The organism is Treponema sp. Marseille-Q4130, from assembly GCF_014334325.1.
Taxonomy (GTDB): domain Bacteria; phylum Spirochaetota; class Spirochaetia; order Treponematales; family Treponemataceae; genus Treponema_D.
This window is the reverse complement of sequence record NZ_JACSET010000007.1, coordinates 26562-43573: the sequence shown is the minus strand read 5'-3', so window position 1 is coordinate 43573 and position 17012 is coordinate 26562. Positions and strand designations below refer to the sequence as shown.

The 17012-nt window shown below is 50.7% G+C and carries 11 protein-coding genes; 4 read left to right on the top strand and 7 right to left on the bottom strand.

What is annotated here, in order from left to right; all coding sequences use genetic code 11:
- Nucleotides 1-18: 18 nt before the first annotated feature.
- From H9I36_RS08585 to tmk, 5 genes are all read right to left on the bottom strand, one after another.
- A complete protein-coding gene (locus tag H9I36_RS08585; protein ID WP_187384943.1) occupies nt 19-438 on the bottom strand; it encodes a DUF3276 family protein in 420 nt (139 codons plus the stop codon).
- Between the two features lie 420 nt (nt 439-858).
- Nucleotides 859-2052, bottom strand: a complete 1194-nt coding sequence (locus H9I36_RS08580) for a cysteine desulfurase family protein (RefSeq protein WP_187384942.1) — start codon at nt 2050-2052, stop codon at nt 859-861.
- Nucleotides 2053-2057: 5 nt separating this feature from the next.
- Nucleotides 2058-3170, bottom strand: a complete 1113-nt coding sequence (locus tag H9I36_RS08575) for a 3-dehydroquinate synthase (RefSeq protein ID WP_187384941.1) — start codon at nt 3168-3170, stop codon at nt 2058-2060.
- Nucleotides 3171-3181: 11 nt separating this feature from the next.
- Nucleotides 3182-3811, bottom strand: a complete 630-nt coding sequence (locus tag H9I36_RS08570; RefSeq protein WP_187384940.1) for a hypothetical protein — start codon at nt 3809-3811, stop codon at nt 3182-3184.
- The gene (gene tmk, locus H9I36_RS08565) at nt 3808-4425 is read right to left on the bottom strand and encodes a dTMP kinase (RefSeq protein ID WP_187384939.1); all 618 of its coding nucleotides are present in this window, start codon (nt 4423-4425) and stop codon (nt 3808-3810) included. Before tmk ends, H9I36_RS08570 begins: the two co-directional genes overlap by 4 nt.
- 75 nt (nt 4426-4500) lie before the next feature.
- On the opposite strand from tmk, the gene H9I36_RS08560 reads away from it, so the two are divergent.
- From H9I36_RS08560 to mutS, 4 genes are all read left to right on the top strand, one after another.
- Nucleotides 4501-8886, top strand: coding sequence for a translocation/assembly module TamB domain-containing protein (locus tag H9I36_RS08560; RefSeq protein WP_187384938.1), 4386 nt, complete (start codon nt 4501-4503; stop codon nt 8884-8886).
- A 78-nt stretch (nt 8887-8964) separates the two neighbouring features.
- The gene (gene bamA, locus H9I36_RS08555; protein WP_187384937.1) at nt 8965-11394 is read left to right on the top strand and encodes an outer membrane protein assembly factor BamA; all 2430 of its coding nucleotides are present in this window, start codon (nt 8965-8967) and stop codon (nt 11392-11394) included.
- Between the two features lie 30 nt (nt 11395-11424).
- A complete protein-coding gene (locus H9I36_RS08550) occupies nt 11425-11958 on the top strand; it encodes an OmpH/Skp family outer membrane protein (protein ID WP_222864676.1) in 534 nt (177 codons plus the stop codon).
- 4 nt (nt 11959-11962) lie between these two features.
- Nucleotides 11963-14545 (top strand): DNA mismatch repair protein MutS, encoded by a 2583-nt coding sequence (mutS, locus tag H9I36_RS08545; RefSeq protein ID WP_187384936.1) that lies wholly within the window; start codon nt 11963-11965, stop codon nt 14543-14545.
- A gap of 14 nt (nt 14546-14559) precedes the next feature.
- Here mutS and murD read toward each other — a convergent pair whose 3' ends face one another.
- Both murD and H9I36_RS08535 read right to left on the bottom strand, forming a co-directional pair.
- On the bottom strand, nt 14560-16110 hold the full coding sequence (gene murD, locus H9I36_RS08540) for a UDP-N-acetylmuramoyl-L-alanine--D-glutamate ligase (RefSeq protein ID WP_187384935.1): 1551 nt from the start codon (nt 16108-16110) through the stop codon (nt 14560-14562).
- Between the two features lie 109 nt (nt 16111-16219).
- On the bottom strand, nt 16220-17005 hold the full coding sequence (locus tag H9I36_RS08535) for a hypothetical protein (RefSeq protein ID WP_187384934.1): 786 nt from the start codon (nt 17003-17005) through the stop codon (nt 16220-16222).
- Between the last annotated feature and the right edge of the window lie 7 nt (nt 17006-17012).

Genomic DNA, 17012 nt, shown 5'->3' with positions numbered 1-17012 from the left:
GTGCTTTTAAACCTTCCCTTAATTTTCTTCGCCGCTTGTCTGTGCAGCATCGCTTGCTTTATCGGCATTGCTCCGCTTCGATACGATGTGAACTCTGCCCGTGCGTTTGATGCCGTCGTCGCGCTTCGCTTCTTTTTCGCCGTCTTTTACGTAGTACACTTTTTTTGCATACTTTGCTTCTTTTTCGCGGGCGGCTTTGACGCGGGCTCTGCGCGCTTTGTCGATAAACGAAAGCGATTTATCCATGCCTTGTAAAAACTTCTGCATGTCTTCGGCGAAAATCGCAATTTGATGGCGGTCGAAATCCGCTCCGTCGCGGCTTTTGCTTTCGACGATTTGAAGAAATATATCGCCGGTTCTGTTTTCTTTGACGTTAAAAAAATACGACCGATTGTCCAAATATACTTGCGTTGTAAAGAGTTCTCCGCGTGCACCCATAATCCGTTCCTCTGTTCGCTTCACAGTATCATAAAAAGAGTGCTTGGGCAACTGCGCCTCAGGGCACCGTACCGCAGGGCTTACGCATGAAAATATATATTCTTAAAAAATAACCGTTACCGTAAAAAATAGGCTGCACTCCCGGCAGCAGCCCTGCCGTTCACCGCGGCTGACCGTAATCGGAATCGGACTGCGCAAAATTTCTTCGAAATTTTGCTTGCCATCGGTCAGAGCGGTTCGGCGGCATTGCCGCTGCCTCGCGTTCCGCCTTTTTTATTTTATGCTATGTCTCTTTTCTGTGTATACATTTTTCATGCGTAATTCCTGAGTGTGCCGAAAGCGGCCGGCAGAACAGAATCTATATTCTCTAAAAAATTACGTGTAACGAAAAAAATCGGCTGCACTCCCGGTATCAGTCGATTATGCGAATTTTGCGGCGATTTCGGCCGCCTTTGCTGCAAGCGCTTTCATCGCGTCTTCGCTCGTACGCGGCCCGAAGCTGAAGCGCACCGTACCCTCGCGGACGGATGCACTCACGTTCATCGCCTGTAAAACTGCGCTTCCGCCTTTATGCTGCCCCTTGTGCGAAGAACACGCGCTTCCGGTCGAAACACAAAATCCCTCGGCGTCGAGAGCGCGGAGCATCACTTGTCCCGGAATGTTTTTAAAAGACGCCTGCACGATCCACGGAGAATATTCGTCTTCGTGTCGGGCGTCGAGCCGCGCTTCGGGGATAATCGTACAGCCTGCGATTTCGGAAAGGCTTTGCATAAAAGATTTTGTTAATTTTTTTTGCGTTTCAAAACGCGTGCGCGCTTTTTCGTTTGTATTCGAAATGCAGTAGCGTTCGAGGCAGCGCGCAAATGCGAGCGCACCGAAAACGTTTTCCGTTCCGCTTCGTATATTTTTTTCCTGTCCGCCGCCGCGGAAAAAAGATTCGATCGTGTCGGCAAGGTAGAGTATGCCGATCCCGCGCGGGCCGCCGATTTTGTGGGCGCTGAAAGCCGCGCTTGCGACACTTAAGTGTGAAAGTTCGAGCGGAATTTTTCCCGCAGCCTGAACGCAGTCGACGTGCAGTTTCGCTTTTCGTTTATTTCCGCTTCCTTTTGCAAGCGCATCGGCTATGTCTTTGATCGGCTGAATCGCGCCCGTTTCGTTGTTCACCGCCATGACGCAGACGAGGGCGGTATCGTCGGTGAGTTTTGACAGCACCGCTTCTTCCGTTATGATGCCGCCCGTTGTTGCGGGAATGCGGACGACGCGCCATCCGCATTTTGTCAACGATTCCGCCTGTTCGCGGACTGCCGGATGCTCGATGGAACTTACGAGCACGGTGCCTTTTTGCGGACGGTTCAATACGGAAAGGAGGGGAATGCAGTCGCTTTCGGTTCCGCCCGACGTAAAGTAAATCGTTTCGGACGGTACGCCCAAAGATGCGGCACATAGTGCGCGCGCTTTTTCCAAAAGCCGTTTCGCTTCTTTTCCGACGGAATGCACGCTCGAAGGATTTCCCCACGCCGAAAAAGTTTCCGCAAGAGAGGCTTCCAAAATATCTTTGTCGGAGGGTGCGGTTGCCGCCCAGTCAAAATAATGATCGATATTGTTTTGTTCCATACGCATTATTTTAAAACGTTCAAGATGTCATCGTCGGCTACGGTTTCGGAAACCGTTTCGGTCAGACCTTTTTGTAAAACGAGGCGGATGCCGCCGCCGGTATTTTTTTTGTCTTTGTGCATGATAGAAAGGAGTCTCGCTCCCGCAGCACCTCCTTTTATAATCGAAGGCACGGGATCCGTTTCCCAACCGTAGCGCTCGAGGACGGAGAGCACTTCGTCTTTATACGCTCGGCTGCACAAACCGATATTGCAGCTGAGAGCGGCGGCGCGCGATATGCCCCACGCGACCGCATCTCCGTGCGTGACGCTGCCGAAACCCGCAAGCGATTCGAGGGCGTGGCCGAAAGTGTGCCCGTAATTCAAATACATGCGGATATTTTGTTCGGTAAAATCCCGCTCGACGACGGAAGCCTTTGCCGCGGCGCATTTTTTAATAATAAAGTTTACCGTCGCTTTATCGCGCGAACATATCTTTTCGCTTTCGTTTTTAAATACGTCGTAGAGTTCGGCGTCGTACAGGAGTGCGGTTTTAAAAGCTTCGGCGAGTCCCGATCGGTATTGGTCTTCGGAAAGCGATTGCACGAATTCCGGGAAAATGTATATCGATTCGGCGGGATAAAACGAGCCGATCATATTTTTATAATTATTAAAATCGCATCCGGTTTTTCCTCCGATCGCCGCATCGACCATCGAAAGCAGCGTCGTCGGCACGAACACGCACGATGCGCCCCGCTTAAAAAGAGATGCCGCAAAAGCCGTTATATCCGAAATGACGCCTCCTCCGACGGCGACAAAAATATCCTTTCGCGAAAACTCCGCATCGATCGCATTTTTTACGATGGTAAGGACGCTTTCGATCGTTTTGTATCCTTCGCCCGAACCGAGTATGGCAAGTCTGTCGTCTCCGCAAATTCCGTCGTCGAATCTTGCGATAAAAGGCGCGAAAAGAGGCAGCGTTGCGACCTTTGCATCGGTGACGAAAAAGCGTCGGCGTCCCGTTTTTTCTCCGGGCTTAAAGAGATCGATAAAGTCGGGAGCTGTTTCTGCAAAGACGATGCCGGTAGCATCCGTTCCCGGATGAACGGGCGGATAGGAGATGCGTACGATAGTATCCATAAGAGGATATTTTAATAGCTTTTCGTGTCCATTGCAAGAAAAGCGTCGCGCACTTTTTGTACGCGCGCGATTTCCCGTGCGAGCATTTTTCCGTAATCGAGACTGCCGTTTTTTATGCGCTCGCGTTCGTCTTCCCAAAACTGTCGTTCGGTGATAAACAAAAAATCGAACGAAACGGCATTCGCTTTTTCCGCCCACAGCTCGGCTTCTTTCCAATAATGGAGACCGGCCGTATAGCATGAAAGCGCTTTTTCCAAATCGCGCACGTATTCGTCTTTCCACGGAGCATCGTAAAAATATGCGGCTTTTTTATCGTAGGTTCTGCCGAGTCTCAAGTGCTGTTCGATGAGTTTGAGATTCAAATGCATTTGAAAGAGGTAGCGGTATTTTTCCCATTCTTTTTTCGTTTCGATTTTTAAGCCGGCGTAGAGCGGATTGCAAAAGTCCGCTTGCACCGCTTTTTCAAGCCAATAGATATTTTCGATGCAGTCGTCGGGATACTGCTGATAGTGGATGTGATAGAGGCGATAAAAATCCTCTTTGTATTTGACCATATACGCGCTTAGGGGCACAGCCATACCGAGGGAAAAGAGGAGCGAAACGGCGACGATGCGCGCGATATACGGAAAATACTTTTTCACGATTTCAATATCGGCAGATTTTCAAAGTAACTCCATATTTTTTCCGCTGTTTCTTCTATGGGACGCGATGCGTCGAGCGTGATTATGTTCATCGCTTCTTTTTTTGCAAACGCTTCGATGACCGCATCGTAGCGGCGGGCGGTATTTTTTTGGAAATCGGCTTTTTCATAGATCTCTTTTTGCCCTGCGCGATGTACGACGCGCTCGAACGAAAGAGAAGGGTCGATACGGAAATAAAAAAGCGTTTCGGGAAGCGGAAAGGCGCTGTTTACGAGGTGAGGGATGTCGTCTCCGAACGAAGCCGACTGATAGGCGAGCGTTGAAAAGATGTAGCGGTCGCTTACGGCGATCTTGCCGTTTTGCACGTGCTCCGTGATGCCGCCCTTTCCGTAGATGTGTTCGCACCTGTCGGCGGCAAAGAGAAAGGCCGCCGTCCGCTCGTCTACCGAAAATTCGCCTTTGAGCATACGGCGCAAAAAAAGCCCCGTCGGGAGTTCCGTCGGTTCTGCCGTTGCAAAGATTTTATCGCCGAGCTTTTTTTTGAGGATGCCGAGCTGTGTCGACGTACCCGATCCGTCGATGCCTTCGAATACGATAAAATTATGCAATATCATAGAAAACGCCTGCACTTTTTCCGATATTCTGATATGATGGGGTTTGCGATTTCGCTTTGAGGATTCGGCGGCTGCATGAGTAAAAAATCGGTTATCCGCAGTGTATACATTTTGATTTTTCTCATCATACTCCTCGCGTCGTTTGCATGCGTCCGTCCGATCTATAAGGCGCTCACCGAAAACATTTCGCACCGAGTACAAACGATGCGGACGATGCTCGAAGATACGACAGGTCTTACCTTTTCGTATGCGTCACTGTCGCCGTCCATTCTAACGGTTTTCAATATAAAAGGTATAGTCCTCAGCTCCGCCGCCGACGGCAAAGCGCTCGTGTCGATCAGACGGATCACGCTCCGCTACCGATTGCTGAAATTGCTTCAAGGCGACATAGACAGCGCTTTTAAAAGTTTGACGATAGACGGCGTCGCCGTCGATTACGACGATGCAGCCGACAGAGCGATCATTGAAAAAATCGCATCGCTTACAAAAGAGGGAGGCGCAAAGCGGAACGCTAAACGGACGGACTTTTCGCGCATCAGCGTCGACTTGCCGTTTTCGCTTTTAATAAAAAACGTACGCATTCGATATCGGAGCGCTTATGCGGATGCGTCGTTTACGATACGCTCTGCGGATGCCGTGTACAATGAAGCTTCCCGTTCGCTCGGCGTGAGCGCGCGCGGCTCATCGGATGCGGTTTTATACGGCGCAAAGGGTATGCGCGTTTCGGGAAAATATACGCTTTCGAGTTCCGTCCGTTCAGGCTTAAACGGAAGCTCCCTCGTTGCACGCTTTTCGAATATGACAGGCGGCGATTTTTCGTTCGGCAGACTGAGCTTCCGCGCATCCTACGACGACCGCGTCATTTCCGTGCGCACCTTTCAGTCGGCGTTTCCGCTTATGATGAGCGCATCCTACGACATCGATTCGAAAAAGGGCGAAGCCTCTTTTGCCGCCGAGCGTTTTAGACTTTCATCGTTTATTTCGTCCCGGCGGCGTGCGGACTTCGTGCGCCGCATAGGAGAAGTATCACTTACGGCAAAGGGGTCTGCCGAATACGATGCCGAACAAAAATCGCTTTCGTATACAAGCGGCGGCAGCTTTTTCGTTCCCGAAACGATTGTGAGAGGTTCTCTTTCCGTGCGTTACGATGTGTCCGGCACAAAAGACGAAGTTTCGATTCCGCACCTCGTCGTCTCCGGGGAAAACTGCGATGCCGAAGCTTCGCTTTTATATCGCTTCGACGGTATGCGTCTCTCGGGTATCGTCGATGCAAAGCGTATCGCCCTTCCCGACGGGAACGTGCTTTCAGCCGAATTGTATTTCGACCCGCTCGATCGGGGTTTTGTGTGTTTCGCTCCCGAAGTGCACCTCGGAGAAAAAAACTTTACCGCACTTGAAGCGCGCGTGATACCGAACGGAAATTCGGTCGATTACAGTTTTGAGCTTTCCGACTATGCGCATGCCGAAGCGGACAGGCCCGGCTCGCTTCGGATAGACGGAAGTTATCTTACCCGCACGAATTATATTCAAGCGGGGATCGACATCAACAATTTTTACCTCGACAGTGCGGCCGAAGCGGGAGCCTTTTTTTTACCCAAAAGCAATTCCGCTTCGCTGTCGTCCTTTGCACCGCGCCTTGCCCCTTATGTCTTTACCGGAGAGCTCTACGTTTCGTCGGATTTGAAATCGGTTTCCTACAACGCGCCCTATGCGCTTTTTGTAAATACGCAAAAAGAAAACGAAGCGCTCTTTTTGTCGTTTGACGGAAACGAATCTTCTCTGCAAGTATCGCAGCTCAATGTCGTGTACAAGGGAGATACCTTTTCCGCATCGGCTGAAATCGATCGTGCTCCCGATTCGTCGGCTTCGTTTTTTACGCTCGATGTACTGCACAAATCGGTTCCTTATCACTTTACCGGAAACATCATGCCCAATGTCGTCAGCGTGTCGGGCGATTACAACCTTGCCGCCGAGTTTCAGCGCTACGATAACGGCAGTATGGAAGGTTCTCTCGCGATGGAAAATTTTCCGCTGCAGGCCTTCGGTACGATCTTTACGCTTTCTACGGAAGCGGGCTTTGCGTATACGAAAGACGAAGGTTTTGCCGTACACATCGCGCGGCTCGAATCGGAAGACGCCGGCGGAAAATTTTCTTTTTCGCCCCACGTGCTTTTGTCGGGCACGGTGACAAAGTACGGAGCGGTTTTCGATTCGGTTTCGTATACGGATTCGTTTTCCGCGCTCACAGGCTCCTCTCAATGTACCGTCAATATGAGTGACAGCGGATTCGAGTCCGCACATATCGACATGACGATGACAAATCCGCTTTCCAAAGAAGCCGTGACGGCGAGCGCGGAAATAAACAATCCCGACCGTGTGCCGCTTTCCGTCGAAATGTTAAAAAAGAATTTGTATTTCAATGCGGATGTTTTATTCGGTAATATCGATTTGAACCGCTTTGTGACCGAACAAAGCGAAAACAATCGACTGACCGCGTCGATGAGCGCGACGGGAACATTCGAAAATCCCTACGTGACCCTTTCCGTCGATGACGCCGATGTGATGTTTGCGGGTGTGCTGCTTTCCGCAAACGGAAGCGCGACGCTCGAAGATCGAAATCTTTCCGTCAATTCGATGCACCTCTCATACGGCAGACTGCTCGTCGATAATGTCCGCGCCGGTTTTTCATTTGCATCGTACACCGGAAACGCATCGGCCGACATAACGACGACCGTTATGAAAAGGAGCGTCAAACTGCCGCTTTCGCTCGCAATTTCGGATACGGTATTTCAAAAAAGAGGGGCAGCCCCTTCATCGTTTGCGCTGACACTTTCGTCGCCGGGAGCTTCGGGTTCTTTTTTTGTAAAACCGTTTCCGTTTTCGCTTACGCTTTTATACACCGAAGGAAATGCGTTTATCACTTCGTCTGCGTCGCTCGGTGTTTCAGGCAGCATCACCGATACGGGTGTCCTCGACTTGCGCATTTCGAACGACAGGTCATTCCGCTCCGGCATCAGCGGAACGATCGCATCGCAAAAGCTCGATATACGGGTGTCCGATGTCTCAGTCGATTTGGCTTCGCTTATGTCTCATATTTCAAACGATGTCGTGACAATCTATAACGGCGTGTTGATCGGAGAAGCGCATATAGGCGGGCTTTTATCGGATCCCGAATTCAGCGGCAGCTTTTCCGTCGAAAAACCGGACTTTAATTTTCCGAAAGCCATCCCGTCCCATATCACGCAAGAACGCTTTTTTTTGTTGCTGGATCACAATGAAATAACGCTCCCGCCTGTGACGATGGACGTGCGGGGCAGCGCTATCGATGTTGCCGGGGCGATATATTTCGACCGCTGGGCCTTCGATCGCTTCGAAGCGACTGTCCGTACCCCTCCGAATAAAACCGCACCTGCGGATTTGGATATCGATATCGCCGAATTTAACGGCATGGCGCGCGTCGATCTTCGCCTGTCCTTGCAGGATAAAATTTTCGACGTGACGGGGAAAGTATACGTTGAAGACGTCAAAGCGAAATTTCGTATGCCCGAATTGCTCAAAGAGCGCGATGTGAATTATATCATTCCGGTGAGGGCGAATGTCGATATCACATTCGGGCCCCACGTCAACCTCGTGTTCGATCCGCTGCTCAGATGCGTATTCGTGCCCGGCGATTCAATCAACGTCAAAGTAGATCAGACGAACGATTCGTTTTCGATAGCGGGCGATATGCATCTACGTTCCGGCGATATCGCGTATTTGAACCGCAATTTTTATCTCAGACAGGGACTGCTCCGTTTCAGCGATACGGATGAAGCCTTCAATCCGCGCATTACGGTGCGCGCCGAAGTACGCGAACGCGATGCGAACGGAGGCGATATACGTATCATCCTTACGGCGGAAAATCAGCCGCTGCTCGATTTCAATCCTCAGGTTTCGTCAATTCCTGCAAAATCGGAAGCGGAAATACGGACGCTTTTGGGGCAGATCGTCGCCGCCGATTCGGGAAATATGCGCGATATCTTCATCGCGACGACGGATTATGCCGTTCAATCGACGATCGGGCGCGCAATCGAAAACAAGTTGCGCGATTGGCTGAATTTTGATATATTTTCCGTGAGAACGACCGTGTTGCAGAATACGCTGCGTATGGGTTTTTCGGGAGATTTGAGCCGCAGGGATCTGTCGGCCGGTAACTTTCTCGATAATTCGACTGTTTATATTGGTAAATACTTCGGAAGCGTATTATATGCCGATGCGCTCATGCATTTGGTGTACGATAAGACGAGGGTCGACGACAGTACGACGGTGCAGGGGATAACGTTTCAGCCGGAATTCGGTTTCGAACTCGAAGCGCCCTTTGTAAATATCAGATGGGACATGACCCCGGATATCACTGCGATATTGAATAATGTGATTGTTCCTTCGACGGCGTTGACGCTTTCGTGGCGATTTTCGTTTTGAAAATTTTATGAAATAAAAAACGCCGTACGGCATATTGCAGCCGCTTTTATCCATATGCGCGTATTGATGGGAGATGCTATGCGTTTTAACCGCAAGATGTATATTCGTTTCGTGCTTTCGCTTTTCATTGCACTCAGTGCAGCCTCTTTCCTGTCCGCCCAAGAAAGCGAAGACGAGGGATGGTTTTGGGGTAAAACGATTTCCGAAATCACGTTTGAAGGATTGAAAAACGTCAAGCGCTCCGAACTTACGGGCATTACAAATGCGTTTATCGGACGGCCGTTTACCGAAGAAGTCTATGCCGATTTGTCCGACCGCCTCTATGCGCTCGATATGTTCGACGATATTACGCCGTTTGCAAAACACGACCCCAAAACGGCGGATAAGATACTGCTCGTCTTTCAAGTAAAAGAGCGCCCCGTCGTTCAATCCATACGCTTTTCCGGCAATTCTAAGATCAGAAACGGAGAGCTGCGCGATGCGGTTGCGATAAAAACCGGCGACATATTCGTCGAAAGCAAAGTACTCCTCGACGAGCGAGCGCTCCGCGACGTCTATCTGAAAAAAGGTTATACCGATGCGACGATTTCACACACGATCGAAGAGACTTCGGACGGAATCCGCATTACCTTTGTCGTAAGCGAAGGTGCGAGCACGGTGATTTCGGCGATACGCTTTTCCGGCAATACGCTCGTTTCGGAGCGTACGCTTAAAAGCAAAATGTCGCTTAAAGAATCGGGGCTTGCGAAGAACCGTGCATTTCAGCGCTCGTCCCTCGAAGCCGACAAACAGGCGATCATTTCGTATTATCAGGACAGAGGCTATGCGGATGCACGTGTGCTCGATGTCATGCAGGAAACGGCTTTCAACGAAAAGAAGGGTCGCAACGAATTGACGCTTACCTTTGTCATGCAGGAAGGACCGCAGTACACGTACGGCGGTACGACGATAAGCGGCAACGAAATATTTTCTACAGAAACGCTTTTGTCGTATATCAAATTAAAGCCCGGCGCCGTATTCAATCAGACGAAGTATCAGGAAGGCTTGCAGGGCATTACGAATATCTATGCCGAAAACGGTTATATGACCAACCAATATGCGCCTGCACTCAATAAAGACGCCGAGCGTCATACGATTTCCGTTGCGCTTTCGATCGTCGAGCGGCCGAGAAGCCACATCGAAAATATCATCATTAAGGGCAATACCAAAACGAAGGATTACGTGATCCGCCGGGAGATCCCGCTCGAACCGGGCGACGTCTTTTCGCGCGACAAAGTGATGAAGGGTTTGCGCAATCTGTACAACCTGCAATATTTTTCGAGCGTCGTTCCGGAGCCGATGCCCGGCAGCGAAAACGATCTTGTGGATTTGGTGTTTACCGTTGAAGAGCAGTCGACGACGACGCTCGAATTCGGTATGACTTTTTCGGGCGTTTCCGATCCGGACGATTTTCCGATATCGCTGTTTGCTCGCTGGCAGAATTCCAATCTGAGGGGAGAAGGAAAATCCATTTCCGCCGGTACCAATATTTCAAATACGTCCCAGACCGTGACGGCCTCCTACGGACAAAATTGGCTTTTCGATTTGCCGATCGGCATCAATGAGTCCATATCGTTTTCACATTCGAAAGAATCGGCGCTGCGTCTGCAGATGCTCGGAGACGGAACGGTTTCGGACGACGAATACTATATGCAGTTTGAATCGTGGGGTATTACGTTCAGTTCTTCCGTAGGACGGAGGTGGCTTCCCGACTTTGCGATTTTGCAGATAAACGGCGGACTTTCGACGTCGCTCAGCGATAACGTGTACGACGAATCGATTTACGTACCGCACGATTCGAGCGTCAATCAAAACGCGAACAGGCTCGGTTTGACTAATTCCCTGTGGGGCAGCATATCGCTTGACAACCGCGATATCAGCTACGACCCTTCGCGGGGCTGGTTCGTCAGCGAACGGCTCGGCTGGTACGGCATTATCCCCGGCCTTGAAAAAGAATTTTTCCTTAAAAGCGATACGAAGCTCGAAGGCTATTTTACGCTGTTCAATCTCCCCGTTACGAAAACGTGGTCGTTTAAGGCGGTATTCGCCGCGTATACGGGGCTTACGACGATATTCCCCGTACCCGGAACGCTTCTCGGCGATTCGAACAAAGCCTATATCGACGGTATGTTCAACGGACGCGGGTGGACGAGTATCTACAACAAAGTCCGCGGCAAAGCGATGCTCAGCAACCGTCTCGAACTGCGCATTCCGATATTTCCGAATATCGTCGGCGTAGACGGATTTTTCGATGCGGCGGCCATCACGAGCGACGTCAGAACGATGTTTAACAATCTGTCGATAAACGATTTTTATTTCAGCTTCGGACCCGGCTTGCGCTTCCTCTTGCCGCAGTTTCCCCTGCATCTTTTGTATGCGTGGACGTTTAAACACAGCGATGCGAGGGGATGGTACTTCAACGATCCGAACGGCGTATTGGTGCTTTCTTTCAATATAACGAACCGCTGAAATTAATAATTAATAATTTTGGAGAATGCGATGATCGATCGAATAAAAAAAATACTGATTGCCGTTTCGCTCTGCGCCCTCTTTTCGACGGCAGGACTTTCCGCACAGCAGATTACGAAGTTCGGCGTCGTCGATACGGCGAAAGTGTATAACGCGTATTTCCGCAATTCATCGGCGGTACGCAATTACGAACGGAAAAAAGCGGAGTATCAGGAAGAAATCAATAAGCGGACGGAAGAGCTCCGCGCACTGCAGCAGAGAAAGCTCTCCTACGAAGATTCCGGCGACGAATCGAATGCGGTGCGCATCGAAAGTCAAATCACGCAAAAGACGGAATACCTGCGCGAGTACACGAATGCGAAAAACATCGAGCTCGCGACGATGCAAAAATCGCTTCAGGATTCCGATTCGTTTTACAGGCGGCTTTACGGCGTACTTGCAAAAATCGCGGAAGCAGGCGGCTACAGTATGATTTTGAGTCTCCAGCAAAACAACGCGATTTTGTGGTACAGCCCCTCCGTCGACGTTACGGAGCAAGTGATCGCGGAGCTCGGAAACAACTAGCGGCATGAAGACGGAAAACTCGCCGACGCCGCTCATGGCGCAGTATGCTTCTATAAAATCGAAGTATAAAAACGAAGTGCTGTTTTTCCGTCTCGGCGATTTTTACGAAATGTTCAACAAGGATGCGATAGAAGTATCGCGTCTTCTGAATTTAACGCTGACGCATAGAGGAGATGCTCCGATGTGCGGCATCCCGTATCATGCGGCGAAAGTGTATATTGCCCGTCTTTTGCGTCTCGGCAAAAAAATCGTCATCTGCGAACAGGTCGGTGAAGTAGCTCACGGCAAAGGCTTGACCGAACGCAAAGTCGTCGAAATCATCACGCCGGGGACGGCGGTCGAAGCGGAATATCTCGACGGAAGCGTCGCGAACTATGCGGCAGCCCTTTCCGTGTCTCACGGTAAAGCGGGATTCGCGTTTATCGACGTGACGACTTCTTCTTTCAGCGCGACCTCTTGGCCGGCGGCTGAGACGGCGGAGCATTTTCCGAAAGAGCTTTCTCGCTCGTCTCCGCGCGAACTGCTTTTGCCGGAATCGCTGAAATCGTCTTCCGCCGTTCAGGCAGCCCTTTCCGCGTTTCCATCCCTCGCACTTTCGTATTATCCCGATTGGCATTTCAATTCGAATACGGCGTATAAAAAATTGACGGCGCAATTTAAAACGGCGAACCTCGCGCCATTCGGGCTGTGCGAAGATTCGGCCGAAGTCGCGCCTGCGGGTTTTTTGCTCGACTACCTTGAAAAGACGACGAACACCGCCGTTCCTCACGTGGACGGCATACGCGTGTACAGGGACAGCGAGTACGTCGTCATCGACGATTCTTCGATGCGCAATCTCGAAGTAACGGCGAATCTCCGCGACGGAAGCGCTCAGTACAGCCTGCTCGAATGCGTCAACTACACGAAAACCGCGATGGGAAACCGTATGCTCCGTTCGTGGCTTTTGTATCCGCTTACAGAGCTGAAAAAAATTTCCGCACGGCAGGAACACGTGTCCCTGTTTGCCGACGACAGAAAACTCCTCGGCGATATACGGAGCCGTCTTGAACCCATACTCGACATAGAGCGGCTTGCCGGCCGCATTGCAATGGACAGAGCTCATCCGAAAGATCTGCAGGCGCTTCGCGGAAGTCTTGAGGGGTGGAGGAACGCGCGCGAGATACTCCAAGGACGCGATTTTTCGCTCATCGATTTTTCACGTGCGGAGCGTATTATAGAAATTATTAAAAATGCTATAAACGACGATCCTCCGACGACGCTTACCGAAGGGAAAATTATTAAAAGCGGATGGTCGAAAGAACTCGATCACTGGAGGGGCGTTCACGACAATTTCGATAAAATACTTTCACGCTACGAAGAAGAAGAGCGGCGGAACACGGGGATCGCCAATCTGAAAATAAAATACACGAATGCGTTCGGCTATTTTATCGAAGTGAGTAAGGGAAAGCTTTCGGCGGTTCCTCCTCACTTTATCATGCGACGCGCGCTCGTAAACGGTGACCGCTATACGACCGAAAAACTGCAGGAACTCGAACACGAGCTTACCGAATCCGATACGAAAGTGCTCGAACTCGAGCGAGATCTTTTTATTAAAATCAGGAGCGCTCTGCACGAATACGTGCCGTATCTCATGCAGCTTGCAGGCGAAATTGCCTATACCGATGCGTCTTCATCTTTTGCGCATGCCGCCGTTTTGCACGCTTGGACGAAGCCTGAAATCACCGACGGATGCGCGTTCGAAGTGGAGCAGGGCAGACATCCCGTCGTCGAAGCGCACATGGGGGCGGGCGAGTTCGTACCGAACGATTTGACGATCGGAGAAGACGGCGGCCATTCGTTTGCGCTTATCACGGGACCGAATATGGCCGGTAAGTCTACATTTCTCAGGCAAAACGCGCTCATCGCGCTGCTCGCGCAGACGGGTTCCTTTGTACCGGCGAAAAGGGCGAAGCTCGGCATCGTCGACAGAATTTTTTGCCGCGTCGGCGCGACGGACAACCTCGCGCGCGGAGAATCGACCTTTCTCGTCGAAATGACCGAGACGGCGAACATCCTCCGTTCGGCGACAAAAAAATCGCTCGTCATCATGGACGAAGTCGGGCGCGGTACTTCTACGGAAGACGGGCTTGCGATCGCGCAGGCGGTGTCGGAATACCTGCTCGACGGCATAGGGTGCAAAACGCTCTTTGCGACGCACTACCACGAACTCACCCGTATGGAACACCCGTCGCTCGAAATGCTCTGCATGGACGTGTCGGAAGAAAACGGGACGGTTGTATTTTTGCGGAAAGTAAAAAAGGGAGCTGCCGAAAACTCGTACGGCATCCACGTTGCGCGCTTGGCGGGCGTGCCGCAGTCGGTGATCGACCGCGCGAGCGTCATCCTCGCGCATATTCAAAATCTTGCCTCGAACAAACCTCTTCTCGATTCCGTTCCCGATGTCCGCGTCTCTTCCGATGCGCCCGGTCTTTTCAGCGACGAAGAGATCGTGCTCGATGAAATACTTTCAGCCGACACCGACAATATGACACCTCTTGCCGCGCTGCAGGTCGTCGCTCGCTGGAAAAAATCGCTTTCGGGAAAATAATAGGTCGAATCGATTTACGGAAATACGCGTTTTACTTCTTCCATGAATTTCGCGCCGCGATCGAATTCGTTTGTAAACATACCGAACGATGTCGCACCCGGAGAAAAGAGAACGACTTCGTTTGCTTCCCGCTCATCGTCGGCGCATTCGTTCGCTTTGAGCGCACCGAGCAGTTCGCCGAGAGAATCGTAGGGGCCGTAAAACGGAGTACCGTCGGCACGAAGCAATTCCGTCAATTTATCGGTCGCCGTTCCCGAAAGCAGGTACAGCGCTTTTACGCGCTTTCTCCTATCGTTTGAAAGCGCTTCGGAAAGCGGGTTTTGAGGCAATCCTTTATCGGTTCCACCCGCGATCAAAATCACCGGCACTTTAAACGAACTGACGGCGGCGACGGCGGCTTCGGGAACGGTCGCGCACGAATCGTTGTAAAAGTGAAACCTTATGCGTTTTCGATTCCATACGTGAAAGTACTGCAAGCGGTGCGGTATGCCTTTCCATCGGCTTAAAATATTCGAAATAGTTTCCGCTCCGATCCCCGACAGTGCCATGACGAGCCCCGCGTTCAAAACGTTTGCCCTCATGTGACGTCCCGGAACGGATACCGAGCGGAGGAGGGTTACGGGAACATCGTTTCCCGGAAGACGCGCCTTTCCGCAAAATTTTCCGTCGGCGTCCGTATCCTGCCATGCGCCGTATACGCCTTGAGGAAGGGCTTGCATGCTGTAGCGGAAAACCGTCGCCTTCGATTCGCGCGCAAAAAAATCGCCCCACGAAAGCCCTGCTTCGGGTTCCGGCGTCCCTTCGTCGTCGGCGTCCGCATCGAAAATCGAACAGTTGTTTTTCCCCTGATCGGCGTAGATGAGGCGCTTATCGGCGACGTAGGATGCCATATCGCCGTACCAATTTTGATGGTCGGGTACGATCTTCGTGATGAGTGAAATGCGAGGTTTTAATAATTTTCTTCCTCGAAGATCCGCAAGCTGCCAGCTCGAAAGTTCGAGTACGACAGGCGTCGTTTTATTCGTCTTTTCCAAAAACGAAAGAGGACTTACGGTGATGTTTCCGCCGAGAAAGGCCATAAGACCCGCCTCTGAAAGACCGAAATAAATCGCGCTCGCCGTCGAAGATTTTCCTTTGCTGCCCGTCACCGCGATGATCGGCGCTTTCGTAAATGCAAGGAATATGCTCATGTCGGTTTCGATCGCTTTTGCACAAGCGAGATAAGTATTGCCTTCGTACTTTACTCCGGGATTTTTAATAACGCAGTCTGCAAAACGGAAATCGTCGATTCTGTGTTCGCCGAGCCGATAGGTGAGCCGTGTCCGGTTGAGAGAGGCATCGTTGTTGAGCGAGTCGACGGTCGGCTTCAGCTCTTGCGCGGTTTTCATATCGGTTGCGACGACGTAGGCTCCATACTTTAAAAAAAATCTGACGGCCGCTTCTCCGCCGCCGTTTAAGCCGAGTCCCATGACGGTGATGTGTTTGTTTTTTATGTCGGCGAGGGATGAAAACACGCAGCCTTCGGGATATACATGAGGAGAAGTTATTATACTTTTAAAATTCATAATCGATAAACATTAACAGAAAAACGTATAAAGTGCAAATGAAAATAGTACACTTAAGCGCATACGGTTTTTAATATAATCGGTATCGTCACTCAGCAGTCAGCATTTCCTATTCTTTCCAAGGAAATATCAGCGATTTGAACGAACGCGGGCCGAGAGTCTCTTTATCGTTTTGCAAAAGTTCATCCCACGGTATGCAGCGCTTTTCTTTCGGCGTTTTCAATTCGGGATGCGCTTCGTAATAATCGTATTTATACAACCGAAGCCTGAACGCGTTCACCTGTGCCATGGCGATGCCCGACAGAGACGGCAGGAGTCCGAGTAAAAAAACGCTCAGCGCCGTGAGGAAAAAAGTATATGCCGCCATAAACAGGGAAAACCATATATTGTCAAAAAATATGAGAAAACATTTCTTTATACATTTTCTGAAATTGTTATGCAGCAAGGAACGGATTGCGACGAACCACTGGAGGGAAAGCAGCGTAAAGATGACGAGCCATACGAACATCGAACCGATAAACATTGCAGGAAGCGTTTTTTGCACAAAGTAAAACGGGATGCATACATACGACGCAGCTCCCACGACGGCAAGAACAAGACCGAAACGGATGCCGTCCGCGATACACGACGGGATCGCGCGAAAAAAGTCCGCAATATGGGCGCTGCCGAAATTTGCCGCAGAGGAAGCGATTTCTCCCGCTGCGAGTGCGAGTATCGATATGACGATGCCGAAGATGATGATGAGCGCAATGACGAGGGGTGTACTTCGGTGGAGCGCATAGATAAGTGACAAGAGTCCCAAAGAAGCGGCCATGACGACGATGTTTACGACGATGAGCGTGAGTATATTATCCCAACCGTCGTAAAAATTTTTTTTGATAAAAAAGAGATACATGGCGCCA